Below are 15,482 nucleotides of genomic sequence, written 5' to 3'. Positions count from 1 at the left end.
CCCTAGAAGAAGTCGGCGTCGGCCTTCTTCTCGGCGCGCGGCGCGTCCTTGGGCGACGGCTGCGGCGAGGTGGGGCGGACGACCGGCTGGTTGTTGGGCAGGGGCGCGGGCGTCGGGACGGGCTGGCCGTCGACGATGGCCGGGCCGGGTTCGCCTTCGACCGGCTGATCGTAGGGGTCCTCGACCTGGCCCATCATGTCGCCGACGGGGTCGGGCGCGACCCAGCCTTCGGGCAGGGGCGGGCCGTTGGGGATGGGTTGGACCGCCAGCTTGGGCAGGGCCGCCTCCATGAAACCGCGCCAGATGGCGGCGGGCGACGAGCCGCCGGTCACGCCGCGCATGGCCTTGTTGTCGTCCTTGCCGACCCAGACGGCGGCGACGAAGCCGCCAGTGTAGCCGACGAACCAGGCGTCCTTGTAGTCCGAGGTGGTGCCGGTCTTGCCGGCGATGTCACGCCCGCCGATGGCCGCCGAACGGCCGCTGCCTGAGGTGATCACGCCGCGCAGCATCTGGTTCATGTAGTAGAGCGACGGGTTGTTGATGGTCTGGCCGTTTTCACCCGTCCCGTGGGTGTAGATGACGCGGCCCGAGGGGGTGCGGATGCGGCTGATGCCATAGGCCTCGACCCGCTTGCCGCCGTTGGCGAAGGCGTCATAGGCCTGTGCCATCTCCAGCGGGCTGACCTCGACGGCGCCTAGGGCCATGGACGGCTGCAGTCCGATCTCGCTGGTGATCCCCAGGCGGCGGGCGGCCCGGGCCACGGCGTCGCGACCGACCTGATCGGCGACATAGGCGGCGACGGTGTTGGTCGACTGGGCCACGGCCTGGGCCAGGGTCATCTGGCCCGAGAAATTGCCCGAGTAGTTCTTGGGCGACCAGCCGCCGATGGTCACGGGTTGGTCCACGACCGGGGTGGTCGGGGTGTAGCCGGCCTCGACCGCCGCCAGATAGACGAAGGGCTTCCACGCCGAGCCGGCCTGACGACGGGCGTCCGTGGCGCGGTTGAACTGGCTGTCGGCGTAGGAGCCGCCGCCGATCATGGCGCGGACCCGGCCTTCGCCGTCCAGGGCGACCAGGGCCGCCTGTTCGACGCCCCGGCCCTTGTCGCGGTCCAGGATGCGGCGCACGGCGCGTTCGGCGTCGGTCTGCAGGGTCAGGTCGAGGGTGGTCTCGACCACCATGTCCTCGGTCGGTTCGCCGACCAGGCCGCGGATCTGCTTGTCCAGCCAGTCGATGAAGTACTGGGCATGCTGGCTGGCCAGGGTGCGCGAGACGCGGACGGGCTGGGCCACGGCGGCGTCGCGCTGGGCCGGGGTGATGGCGCCGACGTCGACCATTTCGTTCAGGACGACATTGGCGCGGGTGGCGGCGCGCTCGCTCTCGGACACGGGCGAATAGCGCGAGGGGGCCTTCAGCAGGCCGGCCAGCAGGGCGGATTCGCCGACCGTCAGCTTGTCGGCGCTCTTGTCGAAATAGCGCTGCGAGGCCGCCTCGATGCCATAGGCGCCGGCGCCGAAATAGACGCGGTTCAGATAGAGGGCGAGGATCTCTTTCTTGGTGAACTTCATCTCCAGCCAGACGGCCAGCATCAGCTCCTGGACCTTGCGCTTCATGTTCTGATCGGGCGTCAGGAACAGGTTCTTGGCCAACTGCTGGGTGATGGTCGAACCGCCCTGGACCACGCGCCCGGCCTTGAGGTTCAGCGCCATGGCCCGGCTCATGCCGATGGGGTCGAAGCCGGGGTGATGGTAGAAGCGACGGTCCTCGATGGCGATGAAGGCGGCGGGGACGTAGTCGGGCAGGGCGTCCAGATCGACCGGGGGCGCCATCTGGGTGCCGCGCACCGCGATCAGGGCGCCGGAACGGTCCAGATAGGTGATCGAGGGCTGGCGATCGACGTCATAGAGGGTCGAGGTGTCGGGCAGGTCGCGCGCGAAGATGGCGAAGAAGACGACCGCGAAGATCAGGCCCCAGACGGCCAGAACCGCGCCCCAGTAGAGGAGGTTGCCGAGGAAGGACCGACGCGGCTTCTTGCCGCTCGGCGCCCCGCTGGACGCTCCGCCGTGGTCGTTGCGGTCTGGTCCGCCGTCTCTACGCGCCATGAAAGTCCCTCTTGCAGCGACATAACCCTAGCCGGTCACATCGCCGCAGAAAACGCCCCGCTTGTGATCACAGGAGCGTGAGGACCTATTTCGCCGAAAGAATGGCGCGTCGGGCCATCCAGACGCCCTGATCGCCGCCCTTCTCGACCGTCAGCCCAGCCTCGGTCAGCAGGCGGTGGTAGGCCTCGGGGGCCAGGCTACCGTGATAGAGGGGCTCGCCGCGCCATTCGCCGATCGCCTCACCGTGGGTCGGACCGGCGGTGAACATCAGCCGCCCGCCTTCGGCCACGCGGGCGGCCAGGACGGGGAGGACGTGCGTCTGCGCCTCAGGCGTCAGGTGGAACAGGCTGTGCCAGGCCAGAACGCCGTGGAAGGCGCTGTCCGGCAGGCTCAGGCGCATGTCGCCTAGACGCCAATCGCCGTGGGGCAGGGTTTGACAGGCATGGGCGATCAGCCCGGGCGAGGCGTCCAGGCCGACGACCTTGAAGCCGCATTCCAGCAGGGCGGCGCCCATGGGCCAGCCCGAGCCGCAGCCGACGTCCAGCACACGGGCGCCCGGCGGCCATCCTGCCGTGAAGCGGTCCAGCCAGACGACCTCGTCCCAGTCTCCCTCGTGCCGACGCAGGGCGGCGCCCCGGTCGCGGATCCAGTCGGCGGCCTTGTCCTGATAGAGGCTGATGATCCGATCCGCGGCCGGATGGGTCACTTGGCCAGGAAGGCGTCCAGGTCGCCGTAGAAGGCCGTCGGCTGATCCAGCATGATGAAGTGGGCGCTGTCGTCGATGCGCTTCAGCTTCGCCCCCGGCAGGTTGGCGAACGACATCTGATAGATGGCGTCGGTGATGGCGTCGGTCATGCGCGGGTCGTTGAACTTGACGTAGAGGACCTCGGTTGGGGCGGTGATCTTGCCCAGCTCCGGGCGCAGGTCGGTGACGATCAGTTCGCGGAAGGCGGCGGCCGAGACCTGCTGGTCACTGCTTTCGACATCGGCCAGGGGGCCAGGGCGGGCGGCTTCGGTCCTGATCATGCCGGTGACGGCGGCCCTGGCCTGGGTGAGATACTGATCGCGAGGAGCGGAGGATTGGCCCGCATAGACCTGATCGGCGACAGGGACGACGCTCTCGGCCGTCGTTCCGGGAGGGCCGAACATGGCACCCATGAAGGGGATCATGTCGATGACCATCAGCTTGCCGACCAGATCGGGATGGCGCGCGGCCAACATCATGCCCATGGTCCCGCCCATCGAGTGGCCGACGACGGCGGGCTTTTGCAGGCCCTGTTCGCGGATGTAGCGGGCGATCTCCTCGGCCACCGGGGCGGCCACGGGGCCGGTCGCATTACCCTCGGCGGGGGCGCCGGCGAAGCCCTGAACATGGATGCGGTGGATGCGATAGGCGCCGTTCAGATGATCGACCGTCCCCTGCCAGACGGCGGGCGAGGAACTGAGGCCGGGAATGAAGATGACGTCCGGGCCCTGGCCTTCGACGGCCACATGGATGCGGTCGGAGGCGAAGGCGGCGTGACTGTGCCCGTGACTGGCAGCGTGGTTGGTGTGACCGTCCTGGGCCTGTGCGGCCAGGGGCGAGGCCAGGACCAGAAGTGCGGCGGCGATGGCGATGCGGTGGTTCATGGCGTGGCTCCCCGTGTGATGAACTTTGTACTAGATGATCAACTTTGTGATGTAAAGTTCTTTTTAGAACGCACTTTCGACCCCGGACGACATGGGCGGCATCTCTTGATAGAGAGGCGGGATGAAGCCAGTCGAAGTCGATCCCGTCCAGCCCTCTGACGCCGTTGCCCCCGAGGTCAAGGCTCCGCCGACCGCCTTCGGCAAGGGCTTCGTGCGCGACGCCTGGTATTTCGTGGCCTTGGCGCGCGACGTGCCGGTCGCCAGTCTGAAACGCTATGAGGTGATGGACGAGCCGGTTCTGGTCGGCCGTACGCGCGCGGGCGAGGTCTACGCCATGCGCGACATCTGCCCCCACCGGGCGGCGCCCCTGTCGGCCGGGCGTCTGGTGGACAAGCCGGGCGAGGGCGAGACGATCGAATGCCCCTATCACGGCTGGCGGTTCCGCCCCGACGGCGTCTGCGCCGCCATTCCGTCCCTGGTCGAGGATCAGGCCTTCGAGGCGAACCGTATCAAGGTGCGGTCCTATCCGGTGCGCGAGAGCCAGGGTCTGGTCTTTGTCTGGATGGCCGCGGACGCGCGCAATCCGTCCGAACCGGATCATGAGCCGCCGCTCTACCCCGGCGCCGAGGGCGAGGCCAAGCTGGTCGAGGCCATGGATTTCGACAGCCATATCGACCACGCCGTCGTCGGCCTGATGGACCCGGCCCACGGCCCCTTCGTCCATCAGCAGTGGTGGTGGCGGTCCGAGCATTCGATGCACGAGAAGGCCAAGACCTTTGCGCCGCGCGACTATGGCTGGGCCATGGTGCGCCACGCTCCGTCGTCGAACAGCCGCCTCTACAAGATCCTGGGCGGGGCGCCGGCGACCGAGATCACCTTCCGCCTGCCGGGCTATCGCTGGGAGCATATCCAGGTGGGCGAAAAGCAGGTGCTGGCCCTGACCTGCCTGACGCCTGTCACCGAGACCAAGACGCGGATCACCCAGATCTTCTGGTCCGACCATTGGGTGTTCAATGTCGCCAAGCCCTTCCTGAGGATGGGCGTGGTCGCCTTCCTGAAGCAGGACGGCGGCATGGTGAACCTGCAGAACGAGGGGCTGAAATACGACCCGGCCCTGATCTGGATCGACGACGCCGACAAGCAGGCCAAGTGGTATCAGCAGCTGAAGCGCGAATGGACCAAGAGCCGCGCCGAAGGCCGCAGCTTCATCAATCCGATCAAGGAGGTTGTGCTGAGGTGGAAGAGTTGATGAGTGCCAGTCACCTCTGGATCTGAGCGCAAGAAAAAGGCCTCTCCCCGCGGCGGGGAGAGGCCTTTTTGCTTGGTGGTCGGAGGTGTCGGCCTCTGGCCGATTACTGCCGTGCGAGTTGGCTGGACAGGATCAGGTCCAGTTGCTTGCGGATGTGCGGCGTCAGTTCCTCGATGCCCCAGTGGTCGTAGGCGGCGTAGCGGAAGTTGGCGACGAAGACGTCCCAAATCATCCGGCCCATGACCAGTTGATCCAGGTCCTGGCGCAGTTCGCCCTCACGGATGCCGGCCTGCAGAACGGCGATGATGGCTTCGATGATCGGCTTGACGAAGGTGCGCGAACGCTCGTCGGCGGCCTCGGGCTGGAACCACGATCGGGCGATCATGGCCTGCATCAGCGGCAGGTGTTCGAGCGAGCGGTGGTAGCCGGCGGTCAGGCCCTCGGCCAGACGCTCGGCGACGCGGCCCTCATGACCGGCGGCGGTCTGGATGTCCTGCAGAAGTCCGGCCATTTCCTCGGCGAAGACGCACTCGAACAGTTCGGCCTTGTCCTGGAAGTTGGCGAAGACCGCGCCGGTCGACATGCCGGCGCCCTTGGCGATGTCGCGGATGGTGGCGGCGTCGTAGCCGCGCTCGGCGAACAGGGCGCGCGCGGCGTCCAGCACCTTCTGACGGGTGCGGATCTTGGCGGCCTGACGACGGTTCAGGCGCGGCTGGCCCTCGGCTTCGACGGTTTCGGGGGCGGACAGGGGGGTATCACGCATCAATAAAACACTCTGGCTCGGGAAGGGCGAAGCGCCCGCCGGTCTTGAAGGGCGATGGTCTCGCCAAGCGAAGTTTGCGCCGCCTCGGCGCCAACCTTGCTCAAGACGACAACCGGCGTCCCAGGGGGGAGGCGAACTTTCATCACCGAACAATGACCAAAATGGGTCATCGAATGAGGGTAAATCCTGCTTAAGCTTTACCTTAAGGTCAACATGGGTAAGGGTTTTTACGTAGTTGGCGTATCGGGAGTCTCTGGTGAGGCCCCGGAACGCGCCGTCCGGAAGGCGCGGGGGGGACGGGCGCCGCGCCCGTCGCCCGCGGCGGTCTGGAAGGTTTTCCGGAAGCCGTCGCGGCGCTCATGAATGGAAGCCAGGACCAGCCCCATCGGCACGCCGAGATCGACCAGGGTGTTCTCGGCCAGTTGCAGGCTGGCCTCAGTGGTTTCGGGCACGGCGTCAGTGACGCCGAGTGCATAGAGACGGGCGGCGTGACGATCATCGCGCGCGCGGGCGATCAGGATCAGGTCGGGCCGCAAGGCGCGGGCGGTCTTGACCACCTCATCGACTTTAGTCGGACTATCCATGGTGACGATCAGGGCGCGGGCCGCATCAAGGCCGCAGGCGTTCAGCATTTCGGGTCGGGCGGCGTCGCCGTAGTAGACCTCGTAGCCTGCGGCGCGACCGGAGCGGACCGAGGCCGGGTCGGCGTCCAGGGCGATGAATCTCTGATCATGCTCGGCCAGAAGTTCGCCCACCAGACGACCAACGCGGCCGAAACCGATGATCAGCACGGCGCCGTCTGGAGCCAGGACTGCGCGGTCCGGCGACAGGCCTTCGCCCTCGGGGCCGGCGGCGGGCGCGGCCCTGTCGGTCAGGGTGCGGGCGAGGACGGCGAGCAGGGGAACGGTGAACATGCTGAGGGTGGCCGCCAGCATGGCCTTGCGGGTCAGTTCAGGCGTCGCCAGGCCTTCGACCATGCCGGTGGACAGGATGACGAAGGCGAACTCGCCGGCCGGGCCGAGGATCAGGGCGTTTTCTATGGCGGATCGGGCGGTCAGGCCCCAGGCGCGCGCCAGGACGAAGATGACCAGGGCCTTGAGCAGGATCAGGCCGCCGGCCAGGCCGAGGACCGTCACCGGGTCGGCCGCGACAGCGTCCAGGTCCAGACTGATGCCGACGCCGATGAAGAAGACGCCGAGCAGGAGCCCCTTGAAGGGGTCTATGGCGACCTCGACCTCGCGCCGGAATTCGGTTTCGGCCAGCAGCACCCCGGCGACCAGGGCGCCGAGGCTCATCGACAGGCCGACCGCCTGGGCGCCGACGCCGGCGGCGACGACGACCAGAAGCGAGGCGGCGACGAACAATTCGCGGCCTTCGCCGCGATGCTGGGCGCGGGCGACCGAGCGGAACATGGGCCGCAGCACCAGCCGCCCCAGCAGGACCATGACAAACAGGCCCCCTGCGGCCGGCAGCAAGGTAAAGAGCGCGCGGCCCAGTTCGGCGGGTTCAACGGAGGTCCCGCTCTGGGCCAGGGTCGCCAGGACGGTGACGGTGATCAGTATGGGGGCGACGGCCACGTCTTGGGCCAGGAGGACGGCGAAGGTGGTGCGGCCGGTCTCGCTGTTGATCCTTCCTTGGGCGGCCAGAACCGGCATGACCACGGCGGTCGAGGACAGGGCCAGACCCATGCCCAGAACCGCGGCGCCCGCTAGGGGCTGGCCCAGAGCCATGAATACGACGGCGATGGCCAGGGTGCATACGGCGACCTGCAGCATGCCCAGGCCGAAGACCAGACGACGCAAGGCCTTCAGTCGTTCCCACGACAGCTCCAACCCGATCATGAACAGCAGGAAGGCGACACCCAGTTCCGACAGCTGACGGATCTGGGCCTGATCGCCGATGGTCAGCCAGCTGAGCCAGCCGCCGGACTGGGCGAACCGTCCCAGGCCGTCCGGTCCCAGCAGGACCCCAGCGGCCAGGAAACCGAGCACGGGACTGATCCTGAGTCGATTGAACAGAGGCACGACCACGCCGGCCGCCGCTAGAAAGACCACTAGGTCCCGATACTCGCCGCCGTGTGCTTCGCCCATTCCGCCTCCGTAACGCTGGACAGTGGCGCAGGCGATCACGTTCTGGCGATAGCGCTCGCGTCTTTCATGAACTTTTTTTAAGACGCCGGAGCGCTCACGGCGGGATTAGGGTCCGCGCCGAACCTGAGCACGGGTTAGTCGAGGGAATGCTTATGAAGAAATTGCTGATCGGGGCTGCTGTCGGCGCCCTGCTCCTGCCTGCGGGGATGGCGGCTGCACAGGACAGCCACGACCACGCCTGCGTGGACGAGAGCTGCACGGTCGTGGAGTTGTTCCACGGCGTCTCGGCGCCCGAAGGCGGCGCCGCCCCGGCCGGTTGGGTGGGCACGGACGCGCCCAAGTACGGAACCTGGGGCTTTGACCTGTCGGGCCGCGACACCTCGGTCTCGCCGGGCGACAGCTTCTTCCGCTACGCCAACGGCACGGCCTTCGACAAGCTGCAGATCCCGTCGGACCGCACCTCCTACGGCTCCTTCCCCCTGCTGCGCGAACTGTCGGACAACCGCATGAAGGCCCTGATCCAGGGCCTGGTCGCGCGCACCGACCTGACGCCGGGTTCGGACGAGGCCAAGATCGCTGATGCCTATCGCTCCTATATCGACGAGGCGCGCATCGAACAGCTGGACGCCCAGCCGCTGCAGCCCTTCCTGGCCGCCATCCGCGCCGCCGACACCCATGAGAAGATCGCCGCCTACATGGGCCAGACGCAAGGCCGCGTCGGCTCGTCCTTCTTCGGCACCGGCATCACCATCGACCAGAAGAACCCGACCCGCTACGCGGTGACGACGGGTCAGTCGGGCATCGGTCTGCCGAACCGCGACTACTATCTGGATGCCCGCTTCGCGGACAAGAAAGAGAAGTACCAGGCCTATGTGGCGCGGATGCTGACCAATATCGGCTGGGCCGATCCGGCCGGTCACGCCGCCGCCATCGTGGCGCTGGAGACCAAGATCGCCGAGGCCCACTGGACCCCGATCGAGAACCGCAACCGCGACAAGACCTATAACGAATACACCATCCAGACCCTGGCCGCCGAGGCGCCCGGCTTTGACTGGACCGGCTATTTCAACGCCGCCGGCCTGGGCTCGATCGACCGCCTGATCGTGCGTCAGAACACGGCCATGCCCAAGATCGCCGCCATCTTCGCCGAGGCGCCGATCGACACCCTGCAGGCCTGGCAGGCCTTCCACACGACCGATGACGCCGCGGGCAGCCTGTCCAAGCGTTTCTCGGACGCCCAGTGGGAGTTCCGTTCGCGCGATTTGTCGGGCCAGCCCGAGCAGCGTTCGCGTGAGAAGCGCGCCATCAGCTTCGCTGAGGGCTCGCTGGGCGAGGCCGCCGGTCGCCTCTATGTCGCCGAGTACTTCCCGGCCGAATCCAAGGCCAAGATGGAAGAGCTGGTCGCCAATCTGCGCACCGCCCTGTCGCACCGCATCGACAACCTGACCTGGATGGGGACGGAGACCAAGGCGGCGGCGCAGGAGAAGCTGCGCAAGTTCACCGTCAAGATCGGCTACCCGGACAAGTGGCGCGACTATTCGGCCCTGGAAGTCCGCGCCGACGACCTGTTCGGCAACACCCAGCGTCTGGGCCAGTTCCAGTGGAACTATCAGCTGAACCGTCTGAATCAGCCGGTCGACAAGGCCGAGTGGGGCATGACGCCCCAGACGGTCAACGCCTACTACAACTCGGCCAACAACGAGATCGTCTTCCCGGCCGCCATCCTGCAGCCGCCCTTCTTCGATCCGAGCGCTGACCCGGCTGTCAACTACGGCGGCATCGGCGGCGTCATCGGCCACGAAATCGGCCACGGGTTCGACGACCAGGGCTCCAAGTCCGACGGCGACGGCGTGCTGCGCAACTGGTGGACCGACGAGGACAAGGCCAATTTCCAGGCCCTGACCACCCGTCTGGGCGCCCAGTATGACCAGTTCGAGCCCCTGCCGGGCTTCCACGTCCAGGGCGGTCTGACCATGGGCGAGAACATCGGCGACGCCGCCGGCACGGCGGTCGGCCTAGAGGCCTATCACCTGTCGCTGAACGGCAAGCCCGCGCCGGTGATCGACGGCGTGACCGGCGACCAGCGCTTCTTCTACGGCTGGGCCCAAGTCTGGCAGTCGAAGTATCGCGAGGACGCGCTGAAGAACCAGATCGCCACCGACCCGCACAGCCCGGCCGAGTTCCGGGTCATCGGCCCGGTGCGCAATGTGGACGCCTGGTACGAAGCCTTCGGCGTCAAGCCGGGCGACAAGTACTACCTCGCGCCGGAAGACCGCGTCCGCATCTGGTAAGCGTGACGTCTGACGAATGAAGAGGGCCGGAGCGGCGACGTTCCGGCCCTTTTTCTTGGGTGCGCATCATAATCGAAGGGTCTTCGATTCTTGGGTGACGGACGATTGTCGGCGGGTTGGCGGTGTTGGATTGCAGGCATGAAAAAGCCCGCTGCGGGGGATACATCGCAGCGGGCTTTCACGCTCTCTAAGGAGCGGACGTTTCCTCCCCGAAACGCCTCCAAGATGTCGCTGCGTTTGACCGCTGCGCCTCTCGAGTGAGACCAATTGACGCGAAGCCCGGGGGCAAGTCAATCATGTCCATGCCAAAAGGCGGGTCTTTCGTGACTGAACGTCGATAATACACGTTTCGCCACGAAGGTTAATCGAAGGCTATTCGAGAATGGCGCGAATGGTTGCGACCAGTTCGCTGCGGGCGACCTTCTGCTGCCCCGGACGCTCGGCCTTCCAGGCCTCGTTGTCGGCGATGGCGCCGGCGCGGGCGCGTCCGGCGTCCAGATCCTTGATGGTGACTTCCCCGGCGGCCAGCTCGTCTCCACCGAGGATGACCACGGCCGGCGAGCCGCGACGGTCGGCGTACTTCATCTGCGCCTTCATGCCGGCGCGACCCAGGTAGAGCTCGGCGGCGATGCCGGCGGCGCGCAACTCGGACACGGCGTCGAGGTAGTGCTGCATGTCGTCCTCGGAGAAGACGATGACCACGACCGGACCGCGCGTGGCGTCATCGGCGCCGCGTCCGGCGGCGCGCAGCGCCGAGGCGAGACGCGACACGCCGAAGGAGAAGCCGGTGGCCGGGGTCGACTGGCCGGTGAAACGGGCCACGAGGTCGTCATAGCGGCCGCCGCCGCCGATCGAGCCGAAGCGCACAGTGCGGCCCTTGTCGTCCTTGGTGTCGAGCAGCAGTTCGGCCTCGAAGACGGCGCCGGTGTAATATTCCAGACCCCGCACGATGGTCGGGTCGAATTTCACCTCGGCCTCGCCGACGCGCATGGCGGTCAGGGCGCGGTCGATGGCCGACAGTTCGGCCAGGGCGGCTTCGCCCGCGGCGCCCAGCGAGGCGCCGGCCTTGGCCACGGCGTCCAGTACGCCCGCGCGGCTGAGGCCCGGGGTCTCGGCCGAGACGAGGAAGGCCTCGACCGCGCTGATGACGGTTGAGGGCAGGCGGGCGCCCTTGGTGTAGTCGCCGGATTCGTCGAGGCGACCTTCACCCAGCAGGGCGCGCACGCCCTCCAGACCCAGGCGGTCGTACTTGTCGACGGCGCGCAGGGCGGTCAGGCGCTGGACCGCGTCGGTCACGCCGCCGGCGTCGAACAGGCCGTCGAACAGCTTGCGGTTGGAGACGCGGATGACCGACTGGCCGCCGCCGAGACCGGCGGCGCGCAGGCCCTCGCAGCCCATGGCGATGATCTCGGCGTCGGCCTCGGGGCGGTCCGAGCCGACGGTGTCGGCGTCGCACTGCCAGAACTCGCGGAAGCGGCCGGGGCCGGGCTTCTCGTTGCGCCAGACCGGACCGTAGGCGTAGCGGCGGAAGGGCTTGGGCAGGGTCTCCCAGTTCTGGGCGGCGAAGCGGGCCAGGGGGGCGGTGTGGTCGTAGCGTAGGGCCATCCACTCGCCCGGCTCGTCCGATCCGGCGTCGTCCTGTAGGGCGAAGACGCCCTCGTTGGGACGGTCGGCATCGGGCAAGAACTTGCCCAGGGCGTCGGCGTACTCAAACGCCGGGGTCTCCAGCGGCTCGAAGCCCCAGCGCTCATAGACCTCGGACACGCGCGCGACGATGCGGCGCTCGGCGGTCAGGTCGCGGCCGCGACGGTCGGCGAACCCACGAGGGGCGCGGGCTTCGGGGCGGATGGGGGCTTCGTCGGTCATGCCGGGCGATTAAGCCATCGGCGGACCGGCTGCAACTTGCGGCTCGGGATGTGGCGTCAGATCTGGCGGCGCAACGGCAGGTCGCGGCCATAGCTGAGGCGGCGCCACAGCCACTCCAGCGGCCCCATGCGGAACCGGCTCAGCCACAGCGGCGACCATATCAGTTGCAGGGTCCAGACGGCGATGACGATGGCCCACTGGCCGGGATAGTCGACCTGACCCATCAGGCGCGGCCCCCAGGGCATGTAGAAGAGGGTGGTCATGATCAGCGTCTGGGTCAGGTAGTTGGTGAAGGCCATCTGCCCGACCGGCGCGAAGATGCGGCGCACCCACATGACCCCGCGCGAGGTCAGCAGGATCAGGCCGCTGGCGTAGGCCAGGGTGATGAAGATCGGGTAGGAGGCCACGACCTCAGCCCATCCGTCCGTGGCCTCGACGCCGGGCCCGGCCATGATCTCGCGCCACTCCAGCACGCCCAGAAGCCCCAGCGCCGCGGCGCCGACGGCGATCAGGGCCAGATAGACGCGGGTCGGCAGGCGGCCGTGGAAGAAGCCGGCCTTGAACAGGCCCAGGCCCAGCATCATCAGCGGCACGGTGGCGAAGACATAGCCGAACAGGCTGGCGCTTTGCAGAATGCCCCAGGCCTTGAGGTTCTCGATCAGCCCGGCGGGCCAGCCGCTGCGATAGGCGGCGATGCTGGCGCTGACCGCGCCCTCGGCCAGGCTCATGGATTCGTCGCTCAGGGCGTCGACCAGAAGGGCGGGGCCGTTGACCGTCATCCACATGGTGGTGGCTTGAAGCGTAGCCAGTGCGAGGGTCGCGGCGGCGCCCGACAGGATCAAAGAGCGCGTCGACATGGAGCGCATCAACATCATGAGCAGGCCGGCCCAGGCGTAGAGCAGCAGGATGTCGCCGTACCAGAAGGCCAGGCCGTGGATCAGGCCGAACAGGGCCAGCCACATCAGGCGGCGGCGTAGCAACCGCCCGCGCGCCTCGTCCCAGCGCTCGCCGCCGACCAGAAAGATCGACACGCCGAACAGCATGGAAAACAGGGTGACGAACTTCTGATGGAAGAAGACCTCGACCAGCCAATGGGCCACGGCCGAGGCGCCGACCAGGGGGAAGGGCGACTGCTCTGGGGCCATGGCCGCATCCATGGGCAGGGCGAAGGCGGCGGCGTTGACGGCCAGGATGCCGAGCACGGCGACCCCGCGCAGAACGTCCAGGGTCTGGATGCGGGCGCTGGCCGCCACCGGCTGAAGCGTCGTCTGGTCGGTCATGGCGTCGGCCCTCCCCAAGTGAGCCGGTTGCTCATGGGGGTTCAGTTTGGCCGGGACACCTTAAATCGGTGTAATCTCAGCCAGCGCCGTTCTGCATCAGGCCCATGCGGTTCTTGACGACGGGAGCGGGGGCAAAGGCGATGAAGGCGACGCACAGCCCGGCCCACAGGGCGTAGCTGACGCCCACCAGAACCGCCAGCGGCAGGCCGGCGACGCCGAAGATCAGCAAGGTGGTCTCCAGCGCGCCAAGGCCCTGGAGCAGGCTCTGCGAGGCGATCACCGACAACAGGGACATGACCACGGCGATCAGGATCTGCACGGCGGCGGCCAGCAGTCCGCCGAAGACCATGAAGCGGCAGACGACGCCGAGACGCGTCGAGGGACGGCCGACGCGAGCGTGCGTCTGGCGCAGCAGCCACAGGCCGACAGGGGCGGCGATCAGGCCCAACACCAGCAGCACCAGCCGCCAGTCGGTATCTACGCCTGACGCCCAATTCTCAGGCGGCCAGACGATCAGGGTCAGGATCAACGGCGGCCAGGCGGCTGCGGCCAGGGCGGCCAGCACGAACCTCTGGGTCGAATGGCGCGGCGCCACGCGCTTCAGACCCGGCAGGTCCTCGATGCGGTCCAGTCGCGACATCAGCGGGTCGGGACCGGCGCCGCGCCGGAATAGTCGTAGAAGCCGCGGCCGCTCTTCTTGCCCAGCCAGCCGGCCTCGACATACTTCACCAGCAGCGGGCAGGGACGGTACTTGCTGTCGGCCAGGCCATCATAGAGCACGTTCATGATGGCCAGGACCACGTCCAGACCCATGAAGTCAGCCAGTTCCAGCGGGCCCATCGGGTGGTTGGCGCCCAGTTTCAGCGCCTTGTCGATCGAGGTGACGTCGCCGACCCCTTCGTACAGGACATAGATGGCCTCGTTCATCATCGGCACCAGGATGCGGTTGACGATAAAGGCGGGGAAGTCCTCGGACTCGGTGGTGATCTTGCCCAGGCTCTCGGCGAAGGCGACGGCGGCCTCGTAGGTGGCGGCCGAGGTGGCGATGCCGCGCACGATCTCGACCAGCTTCATCGTCGGCGCCGGCTTCATGAAGTGCAGGCCGATGAAACGGTCCGGGCGGTCGCCGACCGAGGCCAGTCGCGTGATCGAGATGGACGAGGTGTTGGACGCCAGCAGGGTGTCGGGGCCCAGGTGCGGCAGGAGGTCGATGAAGACCGACTTCTTGACCGCCTCGTCCTCGGACGCCGCTTCGATGATCAGGTCGGCCTGGGCCGCTTCGGCCAGGGAGGCGGCGGGGCGGATGCGGGCCAGGGCGGCCTCGGCCTCGGCCGGGGTCGTCAGGCCGCGCGCGGCACGACGCGCCAGGCTGGCGGCGATCTCGCCCTGGGCCAGGGGAATCCGCTCGGCCGACAGATCGTAGAGCCGCACCTCGTAGCCGCCGACGGCCACCGCCTGAGCGATGCCCGATCCCATTTGCCCGGCGCCGATAACGGCGACTGTCCTGATCGTGGTCATGAATACGCGAATTCAGCGGCCCCGCCGGGACCAGTCGCGCGCACCTTAGGAGTCCGCCCGCCGGGCGCAAGGGGCGGAATGGGGCGGGATTAAGATTCCTGACCGCCCGTGTCCGAGTCTCAACGGCCTAGTAGCCGCCTGCCAGACCTAAGGCCGCCTGATACAGCGGCGGCAGCAGATAGCCCTGCACGCCCTGGATGATCAGCAGGGCCACGATCGGCGTCAGATCGATGCCGCCCAGGGGCGGGATGATGCGGCGCAGCGGGGCCAGGATGGGGCTGGTGAACCGGTCCAGGAACTCGGCCACCTGGGCCACGAAGCGGTTGCGATAGTTGATCACGTCGAAGGCGAACAGCCAGCTGAGGATCGCATTGGCGATGATGGCGAACAGCAGAAGCTGCAGCAGCGCGCCCAGCACGAAGAAGATGAAGCCGATGACGCCGGCGCCGATGCCCATGAACCAATTCCCTTGAAAGCAGACCTGTTTCTAGCGGGGCCTTGCGGGAACGCCAAGGATTCCTCCGCGACCCGTTGACACCCCCCTGACGCCCCGCTTATCTCCGACCCCTGCCTGTCGGTCGGGGCCGTAGCTCAGTTGGTAGAGCGCGTCGTTCGCAATGACGAGGTCAGGGGTTCGACTCCCCTCGGCTCCACCAAATCCTTGTTCCACAAGGGTTTGGACAGGTTCAGGCGA

The 15,482-nt window shown here is 67.5% G+C and carries 12 protein-coding genes and 1 tRNA gene; 3 read left to right on the top strand and 10 right to left on the bottom strand.

What is annotated here, in order from left to right; genetic code table 11:
- Positions 1–2 precede the first annotated feature (2 nt).
- The 3 genes from RTY13_RS16785 to RTY13_RS16775 all read right to left on the bottom strand — a co-directional run bounded on the left by RTY13_RS16785 (position 3) and on the right by RTY13_RS16775 (position 3,731).
- On the bottom strand, positions 3–2,102 hold the full coding sequence (locus RTY13_RS16785; protein ID WP_312785209.1) for a PBP1A family penicillin-binding protein: 2,100 nt from the start codon (positions 2,100–2,102) through the stop codon (positions 3–5).
- A gap of 85 nt (positions 2,103–2,187) precedes the next feature.
- Entirely contained in the window at positions 2,188–2,808 is a 621-nt protein-coding gene (locus tag RTY13_RS16780; protein WP_312785208.1) for a methyltransferase domain-containing protein, read from the bottom strand.
- Positions 2,805–3,731 carry an alpha/beta hydrolase gene (locus RTY13_RS16775; protein WP_312785207.1) on the bottom strand — a complete coding sequence of 309 codons (927 nt, stop codon included), beginning with the start codon at positions 3,729–3,731 and terminating at the stop codon, positions 2,805–2,807. Before RTY13_RS16775 ends, RTY13_RS16780 begins: the two co-directional genes overlap by 4 nt.
- Positions 3,732–3,852: 121 nt before the next feature.
- On the opposite strand from RTY13_RS16775, the gene RTY13_RS16770 reads away from it, so the two are divergent.
- The gene (locus RTY13_RS16770; protein WP_312785205.1) at positions 3,853–4,980 is read left to right on the top strand and encodes an aromatic ring-hydroxylating dioxygenase subunit alpha; all 1,128 of its coding nucleotides are present in this window, start codon (positions 3,853–3,855) and stop codon (positions 4,978–4,980) included.
- Positions 4,981–5,083: 103 nt separating this feature from the next.
- Here RTY13_RS16770 and RTY13_RS16765 read toward each other — a convergent pair whose 3' ends face one another.
- A complete protein-coding gene (locus RTY13_RS16765; protein ID WP_312785203.1) occupies positions 5,084–5,743 on the bottom strand; it encodes a TetR/AcrR family transcriptional regulator in 660 nt (219 codons plus the stop codon).
- 227 nt (positions 5,744–5,970) lie between these two features.
- Positions 5,971–7,833, bottom strand: coding sequence for a cation:proton antiporter (locus RTY13_RS16760; RefSeq protein ID WP_312785201.1), 1,863 nt, complete (start codon positions 7,831–7,833; stop codon positions 5,971–5,973).
- A 152-nt stretch (positions 7,834–7,985) separates the two neighbouring features.
- On the opposite strand from RTY13_RS16760, the gene RTY13_RS16755 reads away from it, so the two are divergent.
- Positions 7,986–10,124, top strand: coding sequence for a M13-type metalloendopeptidase (locus tag RTY13_RS16755; protein WP_312785199.1), 2,139 nt, complete (start codon positions 7,986–7,988; stop codon positions 10,122–10,124).
- Positions 10,125–10,496: 372 nt separating this feature from the next.
- Here the strand turns inward: RTY13_RS16755 and hisS are convergent, their stop codons facing one another.
- The 5 genes from hisS to RTY13_RS16730 form a co-directional block, all read right to left on the bottom strand.
- A complete protein-coding gene (gene hisS, locus RTY13_RS16750) occupies positions 10,497–11,990 on the bottom strand; it encodes a histidine--tRNA ligase (RefSeq protein WP_312785197.1) in 1,494 nt (497 codons plus the stop codon).
- Positions 11,991–12,046: 56 nt separating this feature from the next.
- On the bottom strand, positions 12,047–13,270 hold the full coding sequence (locus tag RTY13_RS16745; RefSeq protein ID WP_312785195.1) for a DUF418 domain-containing protein: 1,224 nt from the start codon (positions 13,268–13,270) through the stop codon (positions 12,047–12,049).
- Positions 13,271–13,346: 76 nt separating this feature from the next.
- Positions 13,347–13,910, bottom strand: a complete 564-nt coding sequence (locus RTY13_RS16740) for a hypothetical protein (protein ID WP_312785194.1) — start codon at positions 13,908–13,910, stop codon at positions 13,347–13,349.
- The gene (locus tag RTY13_RS16735) at positions 13,910–14,788 is read right to left on the bottom strand and encodes a 3-hydroxybutyryl-CoA dehydrogenase (RefSeq protein WP_312785193.1); all 879 of its coding nucleotides are present in this window, start codon (positions 14,786–14,788) and stop codon (positions 13,910–13,912) included. Before RTY13_RS16735 ends, RTY13_RS16740 begins: the two co-directional genes overlap by 1 nt.
- 127 nt (positions 14,789–14,915) lie before the next feature.
- Complete coding sequence (locus RTY13_RS16730; protein WP_292084678.1) at positions 14,916–15,245, bottom strand: YggT family protein; 330 nt, start codon at positions 15,243–15,245, stop codon at positions 14,916–14,918.
- 123 nt (positions 15,246–15,368) lie between these two features.
- Here RTY13_RS16730 and RTY13_RS16725 point away from each other — a divergent pair.
- Positions 15,369–15,444: transfer RNA gene (locus RTY13_RS16725), tRNA-Ala, on the top strand.
- Positions 15,445–15,482: the final 38 nt, after the last annotated feature.

This window comes from Brevundimonas sp., assembly GCF_032055285.1.
In the GTDB taxonomy this organism is placed as follows: domain Bacteria; phylum Pseudomonadota; class Alphaproteobacteria; order Caulobacterales; family Caulobacteraceae; genus Brevundimonas.
Note: the sequence above shows the minus strand (reverse complement) of the source record. Positions and strands in the feature narration are given on the sequence as shown.